A 22,819-nucleotide genomic window follows, 5' to 3' on the forward strand; every position below is an offset into this window, starting at 1 on the left:
TCAAGAGCGGGTCAAAAGTAGCTTTAAAGCCTTGGGGTTCGTCAGAGCATATCTAATTCCCAGACGCTTAGGTTCAAGTATGGCACGATAAGCCCATTCAAGTCCCAAAGATTGCATCAGATTTGGTGCACGTGAACGTCGTAATGATAAGAAATCAAACAGACCTCCAGATGTTTTAATAACACCCACATTGGTCAAAGAATCTATGTTGCGAGAGATAAAATACTGCTCACGGGGAACCCCCATGCTAACCCACAATATATCGGGTTTTAATTCGTTAATATGAGCAATAATATCCGGCTCTTCGTCATGTGAAAAATATCCATTGCGCCGACCAACGATATTCAGATTTGGGTACATCCGTTTGACATTATCAAAGGTGGCTGCGTTCGCATTTTCATCGGCACCAAGCAGAAAGAAGCTGACATTATTTTCTGAAGCAAGCTTGGCTACATCGTGAAATAAATCGGTGGTTGCCACACGTTCAGGAAGTGAAGTGCCTGGTAAGATTTTTGAGGCAAATACCATCGGCATACCGTCTGGTGATATCTGATCTGCTTTAGCAAATTCTGCTTCTAAATCAGCATTATCATAACACATGGCCATGACTTGACCATTAGAAGATGTTGAATAAAAGGGGAGCTTGCCAGACTTACGATGTTCTTTTGCGAATTCAATAAAACCATTAGCTGTTTGCTGACGTGAAGCAACTGTAATTGCCATGCCGCCAAGCATACGGATCGGCCAGTTGATCATATCATCTTCAGTCGGTTTACTCATTTTCAAGCTATGATTATGTGCCATCTGTCGTTCGCCCAGATTTAATTGGATGAGTTTAAGATAAACTCTTACGGAGTCAGATGTAAAATCATCTCGTTAGTCATAGTAAATACAAAATTACAAAAACTTACTACAAATTATTAAGTACAATCTTGACGTCTTTGAAGTCAGATTGAATCGTTCTTTCTGCAATAATGCCAATCTTGTTTTCATCAGGCCGATCGAGAATAATCAGTGTTTTATCGCTGGCTGCTGAAAGTCGACTGAAGTGCGTCTCATTTGAAACATGAGATGCATCTAGGATGATAAGCCCAAAAGTCTTACGGCATTCCTCTATAATGGCTTCAAGAGCAGAGAAAGATTTAAAATCAACGGGAAGATTCCTTTTACTCTCCGCAACCGGGTCTAAGACAGAATAGGGCCGATACATGCTGGAGGACGAAAGCCCACGCTGAGATTCAACTTCAGAATTGGTTGGTGTTTTGACAAGTATGGAATCAAAATGGTTGGTTGCAGCCAGCGTTGCGATTGATTGAGAGATCAGCGTCTTACCTTCACGTGGAAACCATGAACTCACCAAGATGACGGTTCCATAACCATTCTGCTGCGTGCTGTTTAGGTCAGGCAATAATGCCGGCACCTCCGTGAGTTGATTAGCGAGAGCTAACTCAAGATCAAATTCGCTTCTCAGGTTTGAGCGAGGTATATGTGTTAATCCTGCAATCGGCTCGGCATGTTTGGTACTCATAATATGCTCAGCAGCCACAATATTCTCTGCGGCCATAGTGCTTTGGGCAGCCACAGTACTCTTAATGTGCTTTGGCGGTTTAAAAGTATAATTGTCTAAAGGCTTAATGACCGTATTTCGGTTAGGAGTGATATGAGCATCTCGGCTCACATAATCAGGTGCCTCGCTTTTGTTGGCCACTGGCGCAGTGAGGACAGGAGGGGGTGGTCTGAAATCAAGTTGCTGCGGCGGCTGGTAAGGCGGGACCACTGGTGTGTGGCTCTCTGGCTCATCATGCTGCGTGTAAGATGGTTGTGTCCTTGCAACACTGGTCTGTTGAAAGGCTGGTTTTTCGCCAGACATTGCAGCGCGTAAAAAAATTATCATAGTGGACAGAATAAAACTCACCAGGCTGATGATACCAGAAGCCAAAACCATACTGGGTCTGTTTGTGCTTAAAGGGGCTGTCGCCTCGGATACCAATCTTGCTTGCTGATTTTGAAAGCCTTGTTGTTGATCGGTTGATTTGAACCGCGAGAGAAAGTTTTGGTATATCTCGCGATTGGCCGTTGCTTCGCGCTCAAGTTCGCCAAGTGTAACGAGTGCGGTTTCGGTGCCAGCCACTTCGTCTCTTAGCTTGTTGAGATCATTTTGGAGGGCGGTTTCTGTCGCGACAGCCGCATCAAGTCGCCGCTTGCTGAGAGCGACAAGCCGTTGACGTTCAAGTGTTATTTGCTGATCAAGCGAGGTTAGTTTGCTTTGTTCGGCTGCAATGCGCGGATGGCGTGCGCCAAATATTAGGTTTAACTCTGCAAGATTTTGGTTGATCAGATTACGCTGTTGCCCGAGAGCCTGCAATTGCTGGTTCTCGGCTTGATCACCTAGTGTATTGAAGATGTTGCCATTACTGTTGAGCACTTGGTCGTGTTGGGCGCGCCAGATTTCGGTTTGCGATTTAGCTTGGGCAACCTGTTGACTGAGCTCGACCAGTGCGCGCTGCTTAAGCGTGCTGGCCGCATCAACATTGACGATGTTATTTTTAGTACGAAAGTCTGCTACGGCTTTTTCTGATTTTTGCAATGAATCGCGCAGGTCAGACAAGCGTCCTGACAAGGAATTAGCGGCATTTGTCGTGGCAACTATCTGCGAGGTTGATTGGGCTTTAATAAAGGCTTTAGCAACCCCGTTTGCATAGGTTGCAGATTTTTGAGCATCGGATGATGTGTATTTAACTTCAACCACATAAGTTGCTCCAATCCGCAAGACTGATAGACCTTTTCTAAAGGCTTCCAAGAGTTGTCGATTATCGCCTGCATTTGCAAATTTTGATGCTTTTTCAAATTGTGGATCGCTTGCCACATTTAAGGGTTCAAGCAGTGGGCGCAAGAAGCCATCAGATTGAACGAGTTCCACGATACTCGCCAAAACAGCAGCATCCCCATCAATGTTGGTGACCACTTGTTCAGAAACTTTAATGCCTTTTTCCCGCGGGTCGACCAGAATGATTGCTTTTGCTGTATAAGGAAATGGAATCAACTGAAAAAGCCCGATGCTGATAATTGTCAGCAAAAGCGTGAGCAGGATAATTTTTCCCAGATTACCAAAAATAAACCGGACGAAGGCGAGGGGGTCTAAGAGACCATCTTCGTTGCGCTGTCTTGGTTTGTTAACTGCTTGATTGTTCGCCCTGCTATCACGGCTTGCAGTTGCACTATTATGCTCCGCAATCAATGGGCTATCCCATTCAGCCATGTGTCATTCACCTCAAGATTATCAAGCTTATTACAATATAGTATTTGGCGCAGGTTTTAATAAGGTAAATAGAAATGAAATAAATTTTTATAAAATATAAAATTTCAAGGGATTAACCGTAAGATATTTATATGTATTGGTCATTCTGATTACACGCTATAAGTGTGTTGAGCTTTAATATTTTTGCAGAATACAAATTAAGGGTATCAAATGGCTCAGGGATTTGAGCAAAAAGACAGCCCCGCACAATCGTTCGCATTTGTTAATGTGGGCGATAGGCTACTCTTATCATTTTGCGCCGTGGCTTTTTCTGCGCTGCTTATCGCTCTCTCAGTTTCAGCTCATCCTCTGCATCCGATTTTTGCCATTCTGATTGCTTTTGTCTTCACAGTAGCGCTTGCAAACTGGATGCCGGGTGTCGCGATGATCGCGGTCATATTTGCCGCTCTTTTCCAAAACTTTTTTGTTTCGATCATTTCACCGCATTTAATCAATCTATCAGATTTAAATATTGCGCGTGGTTATAGTTTTATCATTTTGTGTTCTGCATGGAGTGTTGCTTTTTTGAGCTATTTTTTCCGTGAACGAGGAAAAATAGCGTCCCTTGACCAGATGATGAAGATTACAACTATGGTCTTTGCACTCATCGGGGTTTATTTTGTGATAGGTTTTGTCCAAAATCCTCTCGGTTCGATCATCTCGTTGAGAAGTACCGCATCCGCTTTTATGTTTTTTCAATTGGGGCTGATTTTTTTCGCGCTTTATCCGCTTAAACTTTCCTATGCATTGACAATCATAGGATTTATTTTGGTAATTTTGGGGTACATAGAGTTTTTCTACCGCGATGAATGGATGGTATGGACCAATGGGCAGACATTTTGGGATTTAACCACAACCGCACAACGTAATTCTGGCCAGTGGGACAAGGATGCGGCGGAACGTGGCATTGTATCACTTGGGTTTCTTGATTCAATTACCGTGGATTTGTTCAATACCCCTTTGCTCGATGGGCTTAAAATCACTATTACCCGCCTTTTGGGGCCAAGTTTTCATGCAATCAGCTATGCGTATGGATTGGCGTTTTTCTTCATATTTGCCTTATACCGAGGTTCCTTTGTTCTCGCGATTTTGTTGGTGCCGCTATTATTATTCGCTAATGCAAAAGGCGCTATAATCCTGCTGATACTTGTGGGTTTAACGTGGATGATCGCCCGTGTTTTTGGGGCCAAGTTTGGCTTCAGTGTTTTGTCTGTCGTTCTGCTTATATATATTGCAGTTGGCATCTTTATTGGTCTTGCTATTGGTGACTTCCATGTGCTCGGGTTTATGGGGGGTGTTTATAATTTCCTTGGTAATCCGATTGGGCATGGGCTGGGAGCGGGAGGCAACCTTTCGACTAATTTCTCCACCCTTGACTGGTCAGAATATCAGGCTGCTGGGCGAACCCCGATTGCGATTGAAAGCGCTGTGGGCGTGATGATGTTTCAAATGGGTATTGGGGCTTTCGTTTATATCGGAACATGTATTTGGATATCATGGAAGACAGTATGTCTTGGTGCGAGCACAAAAAATTCTCTGCACATCGTTGCAGGTTTTGCATTAATAACGATTCTCGTTAACGGAATTTTTCAAGAAGAAGCTTTATTCTCACCATCAGGCTTTGGGCTTATCATGGCATTGAATGGAATGATCTTGGGTGCGGCCATCAGAACAGGTGCTTTTCGTTAAGATGCATGGAATCAACTCTCAACTTATTGAGATCCTAAAAAATGGGATCATCCGCGGTATTATGTCATCGGTCGGCATAAAGGCCTTTTCTGCTATTTCTTCGTTTCTTCTTTTTTTGTTTGCCGCGCGTGTTCTTGGCGATGAAATGTTTGGTCGTTTCAGCATTATCTTTAGTTTGGCATCGATGTTGGCGGTTTTTGCGGCTTTTGGTCAGGAAATGCTGGTCATAAGGCTATGGAACCAATATGGCGCCCAAAAAGAATATGGGCTCTTAAAAGGAGGCATCATTTTTGGCGCAGCAATTTGTTTTGTAGGTGGTTTGATAAGCGCTATTGGTTTTGCCATCTATTTGAATTTTACTGCGAGCATGCTTGTTGGTTATGCTGCTGGGTTTTATGTTTTCATTCTTACGCTGGTCATGTTCTCTTCCCATCTTGCACGCGCCATTGTTGGGGTTTTTACCGCTGATGGGCAGCGAGATATAATCGCGCTAGTGCCGACTAATTTGTTCCTTTTTACTCTTCTTATTTTCAGCCTCTCCACATCATTGGAAACAATTTTTATTATCTATGGCTTGGGCTTTGTTCTTGTGCTGACTATTCAAGTTATCGCTATGCTAAAAAAATTGAAACAAGAGCCATTTGGTGCGTTCAAAGGGCGAGCAAAATATGATTTGAAAAACTGGATGCCGACCTCTTTTAAGCTTTGGGTCGTGACGATGTTAGAATCGTCCAATCAATATTTGGAAGTTGTTCTCATCGGTTTTTTGTTAAGCCCCATGGCTGCTGGCATTTATTTTGTGGCAACTAGATTAGCTAATATATTTTTGACAGTCGCAGATGCTTTTAACATGTACGGTTCAAAGCATATCCCCGATCTTTTTTATCGAGAAAAACATGGTGATCTGGCGAACCTTTTAAAAACCATGGCTATGATGATGGTGCTTGCGGTCGTAGGGGGATTGTTATTCTTTGCTGTGGCTGGCGGTTTTCTAATGTCTTTGTTCAGCGAAAGTTTTTCTGAGTACTATGGTGTGCTGATGATCCTTTGCATTGGTACAGCAAGTCTTGCTGCAACAGGGGCCGCAACACAGATGCTCATGTTGACCGGCCATGAAAGCGGATATCTCAAGGTGATGGCGGCGAGCGTTCTCATCCGTATTGTCGGCTTTTTCATCTTGATTCCCTATTTCGATATTTATGGGGCTGCCTTTGCAAATGCCATATCACTGATTTTCATTGCTATCTTTGTATCAATGACAACAAAATGGCTGACAGGACATGATCCATCGATTGCTCGATTGGTTTATCGCTCTTCAGTGCCGGCAACAAAACCGTCTGAGGCCTAGGCGTTATGGCAGGCAAGGCAAAGCGCGTTCTTTTTATTCAGACGCAGGCTGAAAACGCCGGTGCGCAGGAAATATCGCGGCTGTTGGGGCAGGGGTTAAGCGCACGTGGCCATGAGATCCATCACGCGTTTTTCTATCGAAAAACGGATGGCTTCGATGACAATAAAAACACCATCATCTGCTGCGATGAGCGGCCCGGTAATCCTCTTGCTTTTTTGCGGTTCTTTAAAGGCCTTGTTGGAACAATAAAAAAAATTAATCCAGATATAGTCTTCACCTTTCAGCATTTTGGTAATGTGTTGGGCGCGCCGGCTTGTCGTTTTGCAAATGCTCCCAATATTATTGCTAATCAGGTGTCAGCTCGTGAGACGATAAACCCTATCCTGCGCATGGTCGACTTGATATGGGGTGTGATCCCACTCTACCGACGCATCACGATTAATTCTGAAGTCTTGTTGCGCGATTATGAAACCTTTCCTGCTCTCTACACGCGTAAACTTCTTCAAATCCCTCACGGCTTTGAAGACAAGACGACATCAATCAGCAAACAACAAGCGCGTGCGATGCATGACCTACCGTTGGATGCGCCGCTCTTAGGCACTGTCGCGCGGCTTAATGAAGCAAAGCAGATAGACTGCGCTATTCAGCTTCTAACCCGTGACCCCAAATGGCATTTGGTCATTGCCGGTCAAGGACCTGATGGTGAGCGTTTGAAGTCAGTTGCTGCTAAGCTGGGGGTTGATAAACGCATTACATTTTTGGGCGAACTCGCCCAAGATCAAATCGGCAGTGTCTTGGCAGCCCTTGATGTTTTTGTGTTTCCCTCACGGGCAGAGACTTTTGGGTTGGCTGCGGTGGAAGCGGGGCAGGCTGGTGTTCCGGTTGTGGCGAATGATCTTGATGTGCTGCGCGAAGTTTTGGACACAAAGGGCGAGCCATGCGCCGATTTTATTGACGTTCAAGATAGTGAAGCCTTCGCAAATGCCGTGCGCCATTTGTTAGAAGATGAAGACCATGCGCAAGAAATGATAGCGCGCGGATTACAGCTCAAGAATAAATATTCATTGGACGCGATGGTCGATGCTTATGAGGCCATGGTGCTGAATAAAGATCTGGGCCGTTGGCGGGTGAGCAAGGCCGCCTCATGATTATTCATCTACGTATAGAAAAGAATAGCTGCCGAACATGGTTGCTGCATTTGATTGGTCAGCTTAAAAAGCGTTCCCTTTATGATGTGCGCTTGGATGTAGTCGCCCCAAGCGTGCCTTTGTCAAAGGAGCTGCAATCACTCTTGAATTTGGAAAAAATGCTTGTGCATCGCGGCATCAAAAATGGTGCGGACACTTGCACATTCGAGGCGTTGTCACTGCAAGAGTCGACACTAGAGAAACCGGATATAATTATCGATCTGACAAGTTCCCAAAGGGCGAATAACAAAGCACGTACTTTGAAGCCACGCTATAACGGCGTTGCAGGGGAAGAGGCTTTGGTGGCATTTCTGCTTGCGAGCGGCACGCCTGAAATCACGATTGAAGATGTCAGTGCAGAGCGTATGCTGGCAAAAGGCACGGCGTCTCTTGAGGCAGCACAAGGCATAGGCGGCGCAATGGAAGCGGTTTATTCACGCGTCTCAATTCTTTTGCTGAGAGTGCTCGATGGGGTGGAAGACGATCATAGTGCTGGGGACTATGAATCAATGGCTGCAATATCGAATGCTAAAGTAGCAAAGCATATTGTGCGTAGTCTTGGCGCTAATGCAGCGCGCGCCATTTATAACCTTACCTGCTACCCTTCGCATTGGCGCATCGGTTGGCGGTTTGTTGATGGCGATGGTGTTATGGAAAGACAAAACCTTGGTGGCACACCATGGAAAGTTTTGCCGCATCCAATTGATCATTTTTATGCAGATCCTGTGCCCTTTGAATGGCAAGGGAAACACTATCTCTTCTTTGAAGATTTGGACCAAAAAACTGGCAAAGGCGTGATTGCCGTTGTGCCCTTTGATGAAAGCGGGCCAAGCGGTCCGGTGCAAGTGGTGCTCGAAGAGACGGGACATTTGTCTTATCCGTTTTTGATTGAGCAGGACGGGGAGATATGGATGATCCCTGAAACGTCGTATAACAATGATATCGCGATATACCGCGCCGTTGATTTTCCGTATAAATGGGAACGCCACCAAACACTGATATCTGATGTTGAAGCGGCAGATGCAACGATTGTTGAGCATCAAGGGGCGTGGTGGATGTTCGCAGTAACTCGTGAGGGCATTGGCGGTTATTCGGATACGCTTTGTCTTTATAAAGCTGACAGCCTTTTTGGCCCGTGGGTGCCACATAAAAACAACCCCGTACTTGTCGACCATCAAACGGCAAGACCTGCGGGTAATATCGTAATGAAAGACGGTGCTTTATGGCGCCCCGTGCAAAATTGTGCGGGCGGTTATGGTGCTGCTCTCGGGCTTGCTGAAATCACCAAGCTTGATGATGAGGGTTTTGATCAAAGCATAGCTCAGGTGGTCTATCCACAAAAGCCGGCATGGCCAGGCCGCAAACTGCATACGCTTAATCGGGCAGGACGGTTGGAAGTGATCGACGGCTGCATTTATCGCCCAAAACTGAAATGGGCAGCAAATCTTGCTGATAGATATTATAAGGCGAGTTAAAGTACTTTGCCGGGGTTCATGATGCCATTTGGGTCAAGGGTATTTTTGAGTTGATGCATCAAGGCAAGCGCAACTGGGTCCTTCACCTTAGTAAGCATCTCGCGCTTCATGACACCAATGCCGTGTTCCGCCGAGATCGCGCCGCCATAAGAAACCGCAACACCGTGCACAACTTCGCTGAAATCATCCCACAGATTTAAAAATTCATCTGTATCCATGCCAACAGGCTGCGTGATATTGAAATGAATATTGCCATCGCCCCAATGGCCGAAAGGCACGGGGCGGCAATCAGGCATAAAGGTTTGAACCGCCTCCCATGTTTCTCTTATGAAGTCTGGCAGGCATGCAATTGGTACTGAGACATCATGTTTGATCGAGCCGCCTTCAGGTTTCTGGCAGCCGGAAAGTTCATGCCGCAGATGCCAGAAATATTGCCGCTGTGTTTCTGAGGCAGCTATCGTGCCGTCAAGAATTTCCTCACTCTCCATGCCTGCTTCTAAAAGGCTCATCATGAGTTCACTGGCATGCTCAATCGATTGACCAGATGAAAGCTCCATAAAGACATACCAAGGCGAGGTTGTTTCCAGCGGATCGCGAACTCCGTCCACATGTTTGATTAGAAAGTCCATACCAATGCGCGGAATAATTTCAAAAGTTGTGACCATTTGCCCAGCCAGCGATTGAGCGCGCGTATAAAAGCGGGCCACAGCATCAAGGTCGTCAAAGGCCAAAAGGGCCGCTTGCTTGCCACGGGGCTTTGGAAATAGTTTTAAGACAGCAGCAGTGATGAAGCCTAATGTTCCCTCGGCACCAATGAACAGGTTTTTCAAATCATAGCCGGTGTTATTTTTTTTCAATCTGTTAAGTCCGCGATAAATTTCACCATTGGGTAAAACAGCCTCAATGCCTAAAACAAGTTCGCGTGCATTACCATAGGCAACAACGCCTGTTCCGCCAGCATTTGAAGATAGGTTGCCGCCAATCTGGCAGGTGCCTTCGGCACCTAGTGATAAGGGAAAAAACCGATCAACGTCATCGGCAGCACTTTGGACGTTTTGTAAAACAACACCGGCTTCTACGGTCATTGTAAATCCCATGGGATCAATGTCGCGGATGGCATTCAATCGTGATAGGTTCACCACATATTGTCGGTCTGCATCAAAGGCGATTTGTGCGCCAACAAGACCTGTGTTGCCGCCTTGAGGCACGAGTGCCACTTTTTCTTCATTGGCGATTTTGACAATCTGGACAATTTCCTCAACGCTTCGAGGCCGCAAAACAGCAGCGGCTTCACCAATGTATTTATCGCGCCATTCGCGCAAGTAGCCTTCCATATCTGTTGCAGATGTCAGAACGCCGTTTGCGTCTAAAACAGAGCTGAAACGATTTAAAGCTGAGGTATGTTTCGTCATCGTCATAAAATGTGACCTAATTTGTGCCTTTCAGGGAACATACTCGCTATTTCAGGTGCCTACAAATGCTTTGAGCTGCTTGAAGACTGTCTGGTGCTATGTCATATGAAACATTGAAGATTTTAAAGAAAATTGAGGCTATCAAATGTCAGCAAATGACGCTGCTAAAGACAAGGTTACCGGCTCAGGTTTAATGACTGGGAAAAGAGGTTTGGTTCTTGGCGTTGCTAATAATCGATCAATTGCATGGGGAATTGCTAAGGCCTGTGCTGATCAAGGGGCAACCGTTGGCCTTACCTATCAAGGTGACGCTTTGAAGAAGCGCGTGGAGCCATTAGCCGAAGGGCTTGATGGTGTTGTGTTCGGCCATTGCGATGTCACAGATCCTGCCAGTATCGATGCTGTTTTTGATGCGGTCGAAAAAGAATGGGGCACGCTTGATTTTGTGGTCCATGCCATTGCTTTTTCTGACAAGGATGAATTAACCGGCCGCTATATTGATACCACTGAGGCCAACTTTGACCGTACGATGAATATCTCTTGTTATTCGTTGACGGCAATAGCCCAGCGCGCTGAAAAACTCATGCCAAACGGCGGCTCGATTGTAACGCTTACCTATTATGGCGCGGAAAAAGTCATGCCGCATTATAATGTCATGGGCGTTGCGAAAGCAGCCCTTGAGGCGAGTGTGAAATATCTTGCAGTGGACATGGGACCAAACAACATTCGTGTGAATGCGATATCCGCCGGACCGATCAAAACGCTTGCAGCATCTGGTATTGGTGATTTCCGCTATATCCTGAAATGGAATGAATATAATTCACCTATGCGTCGCACGGTGACAATTGATGAAGTGGGCGATGCAGCGCTTTATTTATTGTCAGATTTATCGCGCGGTGTAACCGGTGAAATCCACCATGTTGATTCCGGTTATCATACCATCGGCATGAAAGCGGTTGATGCACCTGATATATCGGTTGTTAAAGAATAATTCTATTGCCATAGAATCTGTTACAGTGACCGAGCAAACCTTGCTCCCCTAATTGTTCGGTCCTTAATTTATGTCACAGCTTATCTATTTTATTCGTCATGGCCAGACCGATTGGAACGCAGAAATGCGCTTCCAAGGACAAAAAGATATTCCCCTCAATGATAAGGGCCGAGGTCAGGCAAAGCGCAACGGCGAGGCGTTGCGTGGTTTGATAAGCGCGGATGATTTTGACTTTGTCGCAAGTCCGCTTGGTCGAACACGCGAAACAATGGAAATACTACGTACGGCCATGAGCCTTGAGCCAAGTGCCTACTGCATGGATGATCGGTTGCGTGAATTATCCTTTGGCGAATGGGAAGGTCGCACAGTGAGCGATCTTGAAGTGAATGAAGTTGACGATTGGGCGCAACGTCAAGCTGATAAGTGGAATTTCCAACCACCAAATGGCGAGAGTTATCATATTTTGACTGAGCGGGTGCGTGGTTGGACCTTGGAACTTGATAAACCGACTGTTGTGGTCGCACATGGTGGGATAAATCGTGCGCTGCGGGCAATTTATACGGATGAAGATATCACTAAACTTGCCGCAGCAGTGATTCCTCAAGATAAAATTATGGTAGTTGAGGGAAGTAAGGTAACTTGGGTTTGACCAAATCCGCTATCCTGCGTATGACGGTCGCCTGATCTTTTAAAATTTGTGGTTTTTCATGTCGCATAATAGTTTTGGCCATCTTTTCCGCTTTACCACATGGGGTGAAAGCCACGGACCCGCACTTGGTTGCGTGATCGATGGCTGTCCGCCGCGTATTCCAATCTCGGAAGCTGAAATTCAATCCTATCTGGATAAGCGCAAACCGGGCCAATCAAAGTTCACGACCCAGCGCCGTGAAGCTGATGAAGTGAAAATTCTCTCCGGTACGATGGTTGATGATGAGACCGGTGTTTTGATGACAACCGGCACGCCCATCTCGCTGATGATTGAAAACACTGATCAGCGCTCAAAAGATTATTCTGAAATTAAAGAGCGCTATCGCCCCGGCCATGCTGATTATACCTATGATGCGAAATATGGCATCCGCGATTATCGCGGTGGCGGGCGCTCATCGGCACGCGAGACGGCAGCACGCGTTGCCGCAGGCGCGGTTGCACGTAAAGTTGTGCCGGGCATGAGTGTGCGCGCAGCCTTGGTACAAATTGGCCCGCATAAAATTAATTATGACAATTGGGACTGGGACGCGGTTGGTGACAATCCGTTTTTCTGTCCTGACCGCGAGGCGGCAGACCATTGGGCAGATTATCTTGATGGTATTCGCAAAGCCGGCTCATCAGTTGGTGCGGTAATCGAAGTTGTGGCCGAAGGTGTGCCAGCAGGTCTTGGTGCGCCGGTTTATGGCAAGCTTGATCAGGATATCGCTTCCGCCTTCATGTCGATCAATGCCGTGAAAGGCGTTGAAATTGGCAATGGCTTTGAAGCTGCAACGCTCACGGGTGAAGAAAACGCCGATGAAATGCGCTTATCTCCAGATGGGACACCGCGCTTCTTATCAAATAATGCGGGTGGCGTTTTGGGCGGCATCTCTTCGGGCGAGTCGGTTGTCGCGCGTTTTGCCGTGAAGCCGACCAGTTCTATTTTAACACCGACAAAAAGCATCACGCGTTCGGGTGATGAGGTGGAGGTGATGACCAAAGGGCGTCATGATCCTTGTGTTGGTATTCGTGCGGTTCCCATTGGTGATGCGATGATGGCCTGTGTTCTGGCAGACCATTACCTGCGCCATCGCGGTCAAAATGGCGGCTAATTGAATAATGAAAAGAGCAAGAAGATGAGTGATGATTTCACTTCAGTCGTAGAAGCTATTCGCGCCTTTGAAGCGGGTGAGATGGTTGTTGTCATGGATGATGACGATCGTGAAAATGAAGGCGATTTGATTATGGCGGCGGTTCACGCAACGCCAGAGAAAATGGCCTTTATGATTCGTCACACAAGCGGCATCGTTTGTGCGCCAATGACAGGCGAGGAAGCGAAACGTCTTAATCTAAATGCAATGGTGTCAGATAATGATAGCCCGCATACGACCGCTTTTACGGTATCGGTCGATTATCGCCATGACACAACAACCGGCATTTCTGCGGCTGAGCGCTGCTCCACTGTGCGGGCACTTGCCAATCCAAATGCAGGGGCCGTTGATTTTGTTCGTCCAGGCCATATTTTCCCGCTGGTTGCACGTGATGGTGGTGTTTTGATCCGCTCTGGTCACACAGAAGCGGCTGTTGATTTATGCCGTTTGGCTGATCTGCATCCCGTTGGTGTCATCTCTGAGCTTGTTAACGATGATGGCACGGTGCAGCGCGGACCGGATGTGAAAAAATTTGCAAGTGAACACGGTTTAAAAGTTGTGTCCGTTGCGGATATCATCTCCTATCGTCAGCGCCGTGAAACACTTGTTGAGCGCGTTGGTGAAGAAGCAGTGACGACCAAAGTAGGCGACGCCATGGCGGTTTCATTCCGCACCCCCTTTGATCCGATGCAACATCTAGCGATCGTTTTTGGCGATATTCGCGATGGAAAGAGTGTGCCGGTGCGCTTACATCGCGGGTATGTTCTGGGCGATGTTTTTGGCGCCAATAATTTGCTTGATCAGGCACTCGATAAGGTTTCCAGTTATGGGCGAGGTGTTGTCATTTATTTGCGCGAAGGCACGGTTGGTGTTGCCCCAAAATCCGAACGCCAATATCGCGGCGCGACTATGTCTATGAATGATGAAGAAGAGCATGGCTCATCTGAATCTCGCAAAAACGAATGGCGTGAAATTGGTTTGGGCGCACAAATCTTGCGAGATCTTGGTGTAACATCGATTAAGCTCTTGTCACCGATAGAGCGCCATTATGTTGGCCTTGACGGCTTTGGTATAGAGATTGAAAGCACCGAACCTATTAGTTAGCCGTCCCTGACCTTAACTTTTGCAGGTTTTCTAAACACCATCACTTTAGAGAAGAAATGCGGAGCAGATTTTTCGCAAGTTAATCCAGCTTCTTCAAAGATGCTCGACAAGTCCTCTTCCAGATATCCTTGGAAATAAGGCTCATGAAAGAGTTCGGGAAAAGATTCCAAAAGGCCATTATAGGCAGGGGTGTCATCTGTTTGGAGTGAATCAACGAAGATGAATGTACCGCCAGGCTTCAAGACACGGGCGATTTCTTTGGCAACGATGCGCCGCACTTTGGGTGGTAATTCGTGAAACAGATAGATGCACGATGCAATATCAATACTATCTGATTGAAACGGCATCTCTTCTGCGTTTGCCTGTTTGAAGGAAACTCGTGACCGATGCCCATAACGCGCTTCGGCTTCTTCCAGATAGTCTTTTGATAAATCAATGCCCGTGATGGGAAGGCGCGGCAAGGCGCGGGTGAGGTCACGCAAGAATGCGCCGGTGCCTGTTGCTATATCCACCATCGTCAAGGCGCGTTGATCTTTGCCTAAGCTTGCGCGAACAACCTCAGCCAGCCCCATGCGCCGCATCGCGCCGGTCGCACCATGAAACAGCACATCGACTTGCGTATCATAAAGCTCCGCTGATTCCCGCGACATCCAGCCATCTGTCTGGAAATGAAAGTTTTGCAGGAAATAGCGTGGTAGATCACTTTCATCGCGATGATTTTCATAAACTTCCTGATGGCGATTTTCACGGCGGCGCATTTGCACCTTCGGTGCATCAGCAAAGAACCGACGTGCTCGCGCCAAGATGTCTGGCAAATGACCTTCTTCATCCTCAGGCATTGGATAAAGGCCCGCTTCAACATGCGCCATATCTTTTGCCATCAGTTTGGCAACACCGGCTAAAAGTGTTTGCAGGCTGGGTGTTGGTGTTTTGGGTGGCGTGAATTGGCGCTTTGGCGGCGGCAAGTCTTTTTCCATCCGCCCGACCATGCGTCGCATGGCGATACCTTGCGATGTATACCACGCCACCCGCGCGCCTTGGGTCAGGCCATAGCTCAGGCGTGTCGCTGCTCGCTCGATAGGATTCATAAGGTCACCCTTGTTTATGAAACACTCCAACAAGCTCAATATGGTGCGAAAACAGGAATTGGTCCACCGGTGTCACACGAGATAATTCAAATCCTGCTTTTTGAAGCGTTTCCACATCGCGGGCAAAAGAGGCGGGCGAGCATGATACATAGACCACGAGGTCGTGGTCTGATTTGCAGATTTCGTCGATTTGCGCGGCGGCTCCTGCACGCGGTGGGTCAAGCACGATCGCATCAAATTTGTTGAGTTCTTTTGCCATGAGTGGACGACGAAAAAGATCGCGTTTTTCTGTTGTGACCGGTTTTAGGTTTGCGGTGCTGCGTGCGGATTTCTCTAACGCGCTAATCGCGGCTGCATCTCCTTCTACCCCATGAACACGGGCATGGGCAGCAAGCCGCAATGTGAAGGTGCCGCTACCAGCAAAAAGATCGAGAATATTTTTCTTCGCTCCCACAGCGTTCAGAACAAGCTTTGCCAGAATGTTTTCGGATTGTTGAGCAGCTTGTGTGAAGCCTCCCGGCGGTGGTGTTACTTTAGCGCTGTCAAAGCTGAGGATGGGGGAGGTGGTTTCAATCAATACATCTTTACCAAGGCTTAGTCGGGCAAAGCCTGCCTTGATTGTGTGGTCCATCAAGGCGCGTTCAATTTTAAAGTCTGGCCAGTCACCATGATCATCGAGCCTAACATCAAGCCCTGTTTCTGTGGCCAGTACATGCACCTTTATGACACCACGTTTGGGCGCGATGATCTTCGCAAGCGTGCGCAAATGTTTGATGGCTTGCTCAATCGCGGGCACCAAAATGAGGCAGTTATCTATCGGTATAATTTGATGGCTTTTTGTGCCATGAAATCCGAATTTTAAATCGCCGCCTCGCCGCTCCGCCGCAAAGGTTGCACGCCGCCTAGACCCTTTTTCAATTGTAACCATAGGTCTCAGTTCAGCGTCTAAATTATGCGCGTGAAGCACCTTGGATAGCTGTTCAAATTTCCACGCCTCATAGCTCTCTCGGCTCATGTGTTGCAGCGAACAACCACCGCAAGAACCAAAAGACGGGCAGGGTGGGGATATTCGATTTTCAGCTCTCTCCAAGATCTGAACGATAGACCCGCGATCGCCAACAACATCGGCCTCTATTGTTTCGCCGGGCAGGGTTGCAGGCACATAAATTTTTCCGGTTTCCGTCTCCGCCACGCCATCACCTTGATGGGCAAGGTGCGTGATCTTGAGCCTTTGTCGCACGGCTTTAGCCGAGACATTTTTGCGACGCGTGGTGCGCCTTCTAGTGGCCATTGAATGTTGCTCCAAGCAGATATTCTTGATTGCCATCACCGCCGGTTATCGGGCATTCAATCAAACCCTCAACGCACCAGCCGGGCATCTCATTGATCCATGCGGCAATGTTGTCAGCGGCGCGTTTGCCGTCTTGTTTATCGCGCACAATTCCGCCACGCCCGACAAGCTCGCGGCCTACTTCAAATTGCGGCTTCACCAAAAGAGCCGCCCACGCGCCGGGTTCCACCATGCTCATTGCAGGCGGTAGAGCAAGCTTCAAAGAGATAAAACTCACGTCGCTAACGATAGCATTCAAGGGCGTATCGATGTCATCTTTGCTAAGAGTACGAGCGTTTAAGCCTTGCATATTAGTGACACGGACATCTTGTTGAATCGATGTATGAAGTTGATCGTGCCCCACATCAACGGCGAAAACATGCGCGGCGTCGCGTTGAATCAAAACTTGAGTAAAACCCCCGGTTGAAGCGCCAATATCTATTATTTTCAATCCCTTAGGAGAGAATTCAAAAGTATCAAGTGCGGCAATTAGTTTTAAAGCAGAACGTGAAACATAGCCGTTTGCTGGATCATCCATTGTGATAACAGCTTCTGGTGAGACTTTTTGAGCGGGCTTGCCAGCTTGAATATTATCAACGAAGACAACACCGCGCGAGACTGCATCAGTCGCGCGCGAGCGGCTTGGTGCCAGCCCGCGTTCCACCATCGCCTGATCTAGACGGATGTATGGCTTAAAGTCTCCATCAACAGTCAAACTGTTCTCTCTCTTTTTTATTATGACACTCAAACACCGCGTTTGTTGCCCCAGATTAAAACATGCAACTGCGGCAATATATGCACATTGAACCATTGGTCCGATAGGGCTTTATCAACCAGCCAACGCGTTCGTTCATTAATTGCGTCTATATCAATATCATCATCGTCTTCTGGATGCGGCGGGGTGTGATTGCCTGTTTGAAGATAGAGCGGCAGTGCAGGATAACGGTCTGCCGTATCGCGTGCCCACTCATAATCTCGATCATTAAAGATGACAATTTTCATCACCACTTTTGTCGCACGCCCAGCACGGGCGATGCATTCGTCAAACATGTCCCATTTTACTTGCTCACCGGATGACGGTGGTTTTGGGCTGAGCACAAGCATGTTGAGATCACCAAACCAGTCTTGAGAAATGGAGCCTTGAGTCTCCAGCGCAAATTGATAACCGGCCTTTTGCCCGAGCTTTATCAAATCGCCAAGAGGCTGAATAGCAGGGTTGCCACCTGACAGCGTTACGGTCAACGGATTGCCGCTTGAAAGAGTTTTTATTTTTTCAAAAATAACCTCAGCGCTTAAGGCTTCCCAATCATGCCTATAGGTGGGGTCAACTGCATGCAAACTATCGCACCATGTGCAGCGATAATCGCAGCCGCCTGTGCGCACAAAAACGGTCGGTTCACCAATCAGCGCACCTTCGCCTTGGATGGTCGGACCAAAGATTTCTGAGATGCGAATGTCCTTGGTCATGATCTTTTCGAAGGGCGATATTCGGCCCATGTTTTTGGTGTCTCACTCACCATGACAGCGCATACCTGAGGCCAGCGTTTGTAGCACCAGTCATAGAATGCCTTCGATAAAAATTCAGCCGTTATCATGTCATGGCCAAAGACATCATTGAGGTGGCGGTGGTCAAATTCTTCATCAATATATTTTTTGAGTGGGGCAAGGTCACGATAGTCGACGATAAACCCACGCGCGTCCAGCTCCTCGGATTCAAGCTCTACCTTGACGATATAATTATGACCGTGAAGGCGCGAGCAGTGATTGTCGTCTGGCAATTGGCATAATTGATGGGAGGCGGAGAAATGAAATTCTTTGGTAATTCGATACATTATGCATGTCCTCGCTCAACGGCTTGTTTCCAAAATTGATCGTCGTCATAGGGGGTTGGATCTTCGATGTCGGCCAGATCAAGTGCTTCGCGGCGCTCAACACAGGTGCCGCAACAGCCGCAGTGAATGTCTTGGCCTTTATAGCAAGACCATGTCTCATTAAAGGGCACACCGATCTTTGCGCCGATACGCGCAATGTCAGATTTTGACATATCAACAAAGGGTGCCAAAAGCCGGATGTCGGCATATCCATCAAGCGCGTGGCGTTGCATGGTTTCAAAGGAATCGATGAAGCCGGGGCGGCAATCGGGATAGATGAAATGATCGCCACCGTGAACGGCTGTTGCAACCGCATCCGCGCCCTTGGCGGCCGCCACGCCAAAGGCAATGGTTAGCATGATTGCATTGCGGTTTGGAACGATGGTGATTTTCATCGTATCTTGCGCATAATGTCCATCGGGCACATCTAGATCATCGGTTAAGGCAGAGCCGGTAAGCTGCGCGCCAATGGCGGTGATATCAATAATGTCATGGGGAACGCCCAACCTGCTTGCACATTGTGCAGCATAGGAGAGTTCTACCTTGTGGCGCTGGCCATAGTCGAAAGAGACGAGGCCCAGCAGTGTGTTTTCAGCGGCGGCTTTATGTGCAAGCACAACGGAGTCCATCCCGCCTGAACAGACGACGAGTGTCTTCATGGTTTGATCCTTGTTTTTACCGGGTAGGCTGCGACCGGTGTCTAATTCATTTAGACATGAGGGCTTCTATCAAAGAAACGCGCTGATGGAAAGAGTGTGCTTTCCATCAGTTTTTATTTAAGTCGTGGCAATGAGAATATCAGGCAGTGAGGGGCGCGTTAGAAGAGGACGGCATTTCCTTGCCAAGCGTTTCAAATACTTTTTTGACGATGCCCGTATTATCCAGTCCGGCTTGCGCGACCATGGCTTCTGGTTTGTCTTGATCCATGAAATAGTCAGGCATAATCATTGAACGCACTTTAAGGCTACCGTCTAAAAGACCTGCATCACTCATATATTGCATAACATGGCTTCCAAAGCCGCCGACCGAACCTTCTTCGATGGTAATCAGCACGTCATGGGTTTTAGCAAGTTTGCTAATCAACTCTTCGTCGAGAGGTTTAGCAAAACGAGCGTCGGCCACGGTTGTTGAAAGACCTTGAGCCTCAAGTTCTTCTGCTGCAATGAGCGCATTTTTCAAAGGAGCACCGAAGCATAGAAGCGCAATGCTGTTGCCTTCTTTGACAATCCGGCCCTTGCCGATTTCAAGTACTTCGCCTTTTTCTGGCAAATCAACGCCAACACCTTCGCCGCGTGGATAGCGGAACGAGCATGGTCGGTCATTAATGGACACAGCGGTTGTCACCATATGTACCAACTCGGCCTCATCAGCCGCTGCCATAACTACGAAGTTTGGCAGTGTCGCAAGATAGGTCGTATCAAAGGAACCAGCATGAGTAGAACCGTCAGCTCCGACAAAACCGGCCCGATCAATGGCGAACCGCACGGGTAGACTTTGGATCGCCACATCATGCACTACTTGATCATAGGCGCGCTGAAGGAATGTCGAATAAATGGCACAAAACGGCTTATAGCCCTCCGTTGCCATGCCAGCGGCAAAGGTGACTGCGTGCTGTTCGGCGATGCCCACATCGAAAGTGCGCTCAGGAAAGGCACCACCGAAAGCATCAATGCCAGTGCCTGATGGCATGGCAGCTGTAATGCCTACAATTTTATCATCGCGGCCTGCTTCATCAATCAGCGCATTACCAAACACTTTCGTATAGCTTGGCGCGTTCGGCTTTGCTTTGACCTGTGTACCGGTGATGACATCAAATTTTGACACGCCATGGTATTTATCTGCTGAGGACTCTGCATATCCATAGCCTTTACCCTTTTGGGTCACGACATGAACAAGAATCGGTCCTTCTTTGCTGTCCCGCACATTGCGCAAAACTGGTAAGAGGTGATCAAGGTTATGACCATCAATTGGGCCAACATAGAAAAAGCCAAGTTCTTCAAACATTGTGCCACCGCCAGCCGCAAAGGAGCGGGCATATTCTTCGGCCTGTGCTGCGCGTCGTTGTAGGAATTTTGGTAGATTATTAGCAAGCTGTTTGGCTGTTTCGCGCATAGAGCGATATGTTTTGCCAGAAACCAGACGCGCAAGATAAGCACTCATCGCACCCACGGGTGGGGCGATCGACATTTCATTGTCGTTTAATATCACAATTTGCCGGGCATCAAGTGCGCCAGCATTATTCATTGCCTCATAGGCCATGCCAGCAGACATGGAACCGTCACCAATGATCGATACGACGTTATTTGTGCCGCCCGCAAGATCACGCGCGACAGCCATGCCAAGACCCGCAGAAATCGAAGTTGATGAATGAGCTGCGCCAAAAGGATCATATTCACTTTCAGCCCGCTTGGTAAAACCTGAAAGGCCCTTTGGCTGGCGTAATGTCTTCATCCGGTCGCGTCGGCCTGTCAGGACTTTGTGAGGATAGCATTGGTGACCCACGTCCCAGATAATGCGGTCTTCAGGTGTATTGAAAACATGGTGGAGCGCAACCGTCAGCTCGACAACGCCAAGGCCTGAACCAAGGTGCCCACCTGTGATAGAAACCGTGTTGATAACCTCCGTGCGCAATTCATCTGCCAACTGACGCAGTTCGCTATCAGGAAGTTCGCGCAATTCTGATGGTATATTAATTGTATCCAACAGAGGTGTCTGTGAGAGATTATCAGGTGTTTTTGAAGTCATTGTCGGTTTAAATCCGTGTCATTATCATTCGTTGTGCCACCATAATGAAATGTATTGGCAGAACAAGCACACTCTGCGATTTGTGATCGACCGCGAGCGATTGTGTTTTTAAAGCGCTGAGTACACAAAATATGCTGAGCGTTATGTTTTTAATACTAAAAATTGAATCAATAAAGTTTATACCACTGATTTAATTGATTTTTTTGTCAATTTTAGTTGTTTTAGTCTAGTTTGGTTTCACTGGCACCCAGTGGCGAGCCATCAGCAGAAAGTCTTATTCTCTCTATTTTTTTCTCAGCTTGAGATAATAATTTTTCGCAGTGTTTCTTTAATGCCTCACCTCGTTCGTAGATTTGGATCGACTGTTCCAAGTCCACGCTACCTTGTTCAAGTTTGCTGACAATGCTTTCAAGCTCTTGCAAAGCCTGTTCAAAAGGTAATGCATTGATATCTTCAGGTGTTTTGGCTTCTTCTGTCATGACGATGAACTTACCCAGCTAACAAAGTGGTTACATGAGCATGCACTGATGTTGCAAGCCCTTCAAGATCGTAGCCGCCTTCTAGCGTGCTCACCAGCCGATTGTCGCAAAACTTGTCCGCAAGTTCCATAATTTTACCGGTTGCCCACTGAAAATCGTCGGCTTCGAGGTTGATATTGGCAAGTGGGTCACGTCGATGAGCATCAAATCCGGCAGAAACCAATATTAAATCAGGTGAGAAATCGCTGACAGTGGGTAAAATGCGAGTAGTAAATGCTTCTTTAAAATGCTCACCGTCGTCGCCGGCTCGCAGTGGTGCGTTGCAGATTGTATTATGCTCACCCGTTTCCCCAAGGTGGCCTGAACCGGGAAAAAGCGGCATTTGGTGCGTTGAACAAAACAAAACGCTTTCATCATCCCAAAAAATATCTTGTGTGCCATTGCCGTGGTGTACATCAAAATCAACAATGGCAATGCGCTCAAGTCCGTGTGTTTTTTGGGCGTGCCTTGCGGCGATTGCAATCGTGTTGAAAAGACAAAACCCCATTGCTGTCTTTTTTTCTGCGTGATGACCGGGGGGGCGTAGGGCACAAAAAGCATTGTCTGCATCGCCTGAAATAACGGTGTCGACCCCATGACAAATGCCGCCTAGAGCGCGATAGGCGGCCTCCATGCTGCCTGGCGATAAATAGGTGTCGCCATCAATTTGTACGAGATTATCTTCCGGTACATTTGCCTCCAGCGTGTGAATATAGTCATCGGGATGGCATAGACTTGCCAAATCCGCATTGCCCAAAGGTGCTTCGCAGCGATTGAGCGCATAAAAACTCTCATCAGCTAGCGTCTGATTGACCATCAATATGCGATCTATGCGCTCTGGATGACCTTCAGGTGTCACATGATTTGCAAAAGCATCATGATAAATGAGCTGTGTTGTCAAAATTCAATCCTTTAAGCTGCGACT

Annotated in this window: 20 protein-coding genes; 8 read left to right on the forward strand and 12 right to left on the reverse strand. The window is 47.5% G+C overall.

Translation table 11 applies throughout. From position 1 onward, the window contains the following. Nucleotides 1-804 (reverse strand): WecB/TagA/CpsF family glycosyltransferase, encoded by an 804-nt coding sequence (locus ABJ081_07000; GenBank protein ID MEP6356411.1) that lies wholly within the window; start codon nt 802-804, stop codon nt 1-3. A 106-nt stretch (nt 805-910) separates the two neighbouring features. Then, entirely contained in the window at nt 911-3,259 is a 2,349-nt protein-coding gene (locus ABJ081_07005; protein ID MEP6356412.1) for a GumC family protein, read from the reverse strand. A 210-nt stretch (nt 3,260-3,469) separates the two neighbouring features. On the opposite strand from ABJ081_07005, the gene ABJ081_07010 reads away from it, so the two are divergent. The 4 genes from ABJ081_07010 to ABJ081_07025 are packed head-to-tail and all read left to right on the forward strand — an operon-like array spanning nt 3,470 to nt 8,997. Beyond that, on the forward strand, nt 3,470-4,987 hold the full coding sequence (locus ABJ081_07010) for a hypothetical protein (protein ID MEP6356413.1): 1,518 nt from the start codon (nt 3,470-3,472) through the stop codon (nt 4,985-4,987). A gap of 1 nt (nt 4,988) precedes the next feature. Beyond that, nucleotides 4,989-6,335 carry a polysaccharide biosynthesis C-terminal domain-containing protein gene (locus ABJ081_07015; GenBank protein ID MEP6356414.1) on the forward strand — a complete coding sequence of 449 codons (1,347 nt, stop codon included), beginning with the start codon at nt 4,989-4,991 and terminating at the stop codon, nt 6,333-6,335. A 5-nt stretch (nt 6,336-6,340) separates the two neighbouring features. Then, a complete protein-coding gene (locus tag ABJ081_07020) occupies nt 6,341-7,483 on the forward strand; it encodes a glycosyltransferase family 4 protein (GenBank protein MEP6356415.1) in 1,143 nt (380 codons plus the stop codon). Then, on the forward strand, nt 7,480-8,997 hold the full coding sequence (locus tag ABJ081_07025; protein ID MEP6356416.1) for a hypothetical protein: 1,518 nt from the start codon (nt 7,480-7,482) through the stop codon (nt 8,995-8,997). Before ABJ081_07020 ends, ABJ081_07025 begins: the two co-directional genes overlap by 4 nt. Here the strand turns inward: ABJ081_07025 and ABJ081_07030 are convergent. Beyond that, a complete protein-coding gene (locus ABJ081_07030; protein ID MEP6356417.1) occupies nt 8,994-10,415 on the reverse strand; it encodes an FAD-binding oxidoreductase in 1,422 nt (473 codons plus the stop codon). The two genes, ABJ081_07025 and ABJ081_07030, sit on opposite strands and share 4 nt — an antisense overlap. A 139-nt stretch (nt 10,416-10,554) precedes the next feature. Between ABJ081_07030 and fabI the strand changes: the two genes are divergently transcribed. From fabI to ribB, 4 genes are all read left to right on the forward strand, one after another. Beyond that, nucleotides 10,555-11,400, forward strand: coding sequence for an enoyl-ACP reductase FabI (fabI, locus tag ABJ081_07035; protein ID MEP6356418.1), 846 nt, complete (start codon nt 10,555-10,557; stop codon nt 11,398-11,400). A 70-nt stretch (nt 11,401-11,470) separates the two neighbouring features. Beyond that, nucleotides 11,471-12,049: a histidine phosphatase family protein gene (locus tag ABJ081_07040; protein ID MEP6356419.1), complete on the forward strand. Its 579-nt coding sequence runs from the start codon at nt 11,471-11,473 to the stop codon at nt 12,047-12,049. A 58-nt stretch (nt 12,050-12,107) separates the two neighbouring features. After that, complete coding sequence (gene aroC, locus ABJ081_07045; protein ID MEP6356420.1) at nt 12,108-13,199, forward strand: chorismate synthase; 1,092 nt, start codon at nt 12,108-12,110, stop codon at nt 13,197-13,199. Between the two features lie 24 nt (nt 13,200-13,223). Further along, on the forward strand, nt 13,224-14,342 hold the full coding sequence (ribB, locus tag ABJ081_07050) for a 3,4-dihydroxy-2-butanone-4-phosphate synthase (protein MEP6356421.1): 1,119 nt from the start codon (nt 13,224-13,226) through the stop codon (nt 14,340-14,342). Here the strand turns inward: ribB and ABJ081_07055 are convergent. From ABJ081_07055 to ABJ081_07095, 9 genes are all read right to left on the reverse strand, one after another. Beyond that, nucleotides 14,339-15,430: a class I SAM-dependent methyltransferase gene (locus ABJ081_07055; GenBank protein ID MEP6356422.1), complete on the reverse strand. Its 1,092-nt coding sequence runs from the start codon at nt 15,428-15,430 to the stop codon at nt 14,339-14,341. The genes ribB and ABJ081_07055 overlap by 4 nt on opposite strands. A gap of 4 nt (nt 15,431-15,434) precedes the next feature. After that, on the reverse strand, nt 15,435-16,721 hold the full coding sequence (locus tag ABJ081_07060) for a class I SAM-dependent RNA methyltransferase (GenBank protein ID MEP6356423.1): 1,287 nt from the start codon (nt 16,719-16,721) through the stop codon (nt 15,435-15,437). Then, a complete protein-coding gene (locus tag ABJ081_07065) occupies nt 16,711-17,475 on the reverse strand; it encodes a TlyA family RNA methyltransferase (protein MEP6356424.1) in 765 nt (254 codons plus the stop codon). Before ABJ081_07065 ends, ABJ081_07060 begins: the two co-directional genes overlap by 11 nt. 29 nt (nt 17,476-17,504) lie before the next feature. After that, a complete protein-coding gene (queE, locus tag ABJ081_07070) occupies nt 17,505-18,227 on the reverse strand; it encodes a 7-carboxy-7-deazaguanine synthase QueE (GenBank protein MEP6356425.1) in 723 nt (240 codons plus the stop codon). After that, nucleotides 18,224-18,592 carry a 6-carboxytetrahydropterin synthase QueD gene (gene queD / locus ABJ081_07075; GenBank protein ID MEP6356426.1) on the reverse strand — a complete coding sequence of 123 codons (369 nt, stop codon included), beginning with the start codon at nt 18,590-18,592 and terminating at the stop codon, nt 18,224-18,226. Before queD ends, queE begins: the two co-directional genes overlap by 4 nt. Then, entirely contained in the window at nt 18,592-19,290 is a 699-nt protein-coding gene (queC, locus tag ABJ081_07080) for a 7-cyano-7-deazaguanine synthase QueC (GenBank protein MEP6356427.1), read from the reverse strand. The genes queD and queC overlap by 1 nt, the downstream gene beginning before the upstream one ends. A 139-nt stretch (nt 19,291-19,429) precedes the next feature. Next, entirely contained in the window at nt 19,430-21,376 is a 1,947-nt protein-coding gene (gene dxs, locus ABJ081_07085; GenBank protein MEP6356428.1) for a 1-deoxy-D-xylulose-5-phosphate synthase, read from the reverse strand. A 221-nt stretch (nt 21,377-21,597) separates the two neighbouring features. Next, a complete protein-coding gene (locus ABJ081_07090; GenBank protein ID MEP6356429.1) occupies nt 21,598-21,855 on the reverse strand; it encodes an exodeoxyribonuclease VII small subunit in 258 nt (85 codons plus the stop codon). A gap of 10 nt (nt 21,856-21,865) precedes the next feature. Beyond that, nucleotides 21,866-22,795, reverse strand: a complete 930-nt coding sequence (locus tag ABJ081_07095; GenBank protein MEP6356430.1) for a histone deacetylase family protein — start codon at nt 22,793-22,795, stop codon at nt 21,866-21,868. Nucleotides 22,796-22,819 lie beyond the last annotated feature (24 nt).

This window comes from Hyphomicrobiales bacterium, assembly GCA_039989895.1.
Taxonomy (GTDB): Bacteria; Pseudomonadota; Alphaproteobacteria; order Rhizobiales; family JACESI01; genus JACESI01.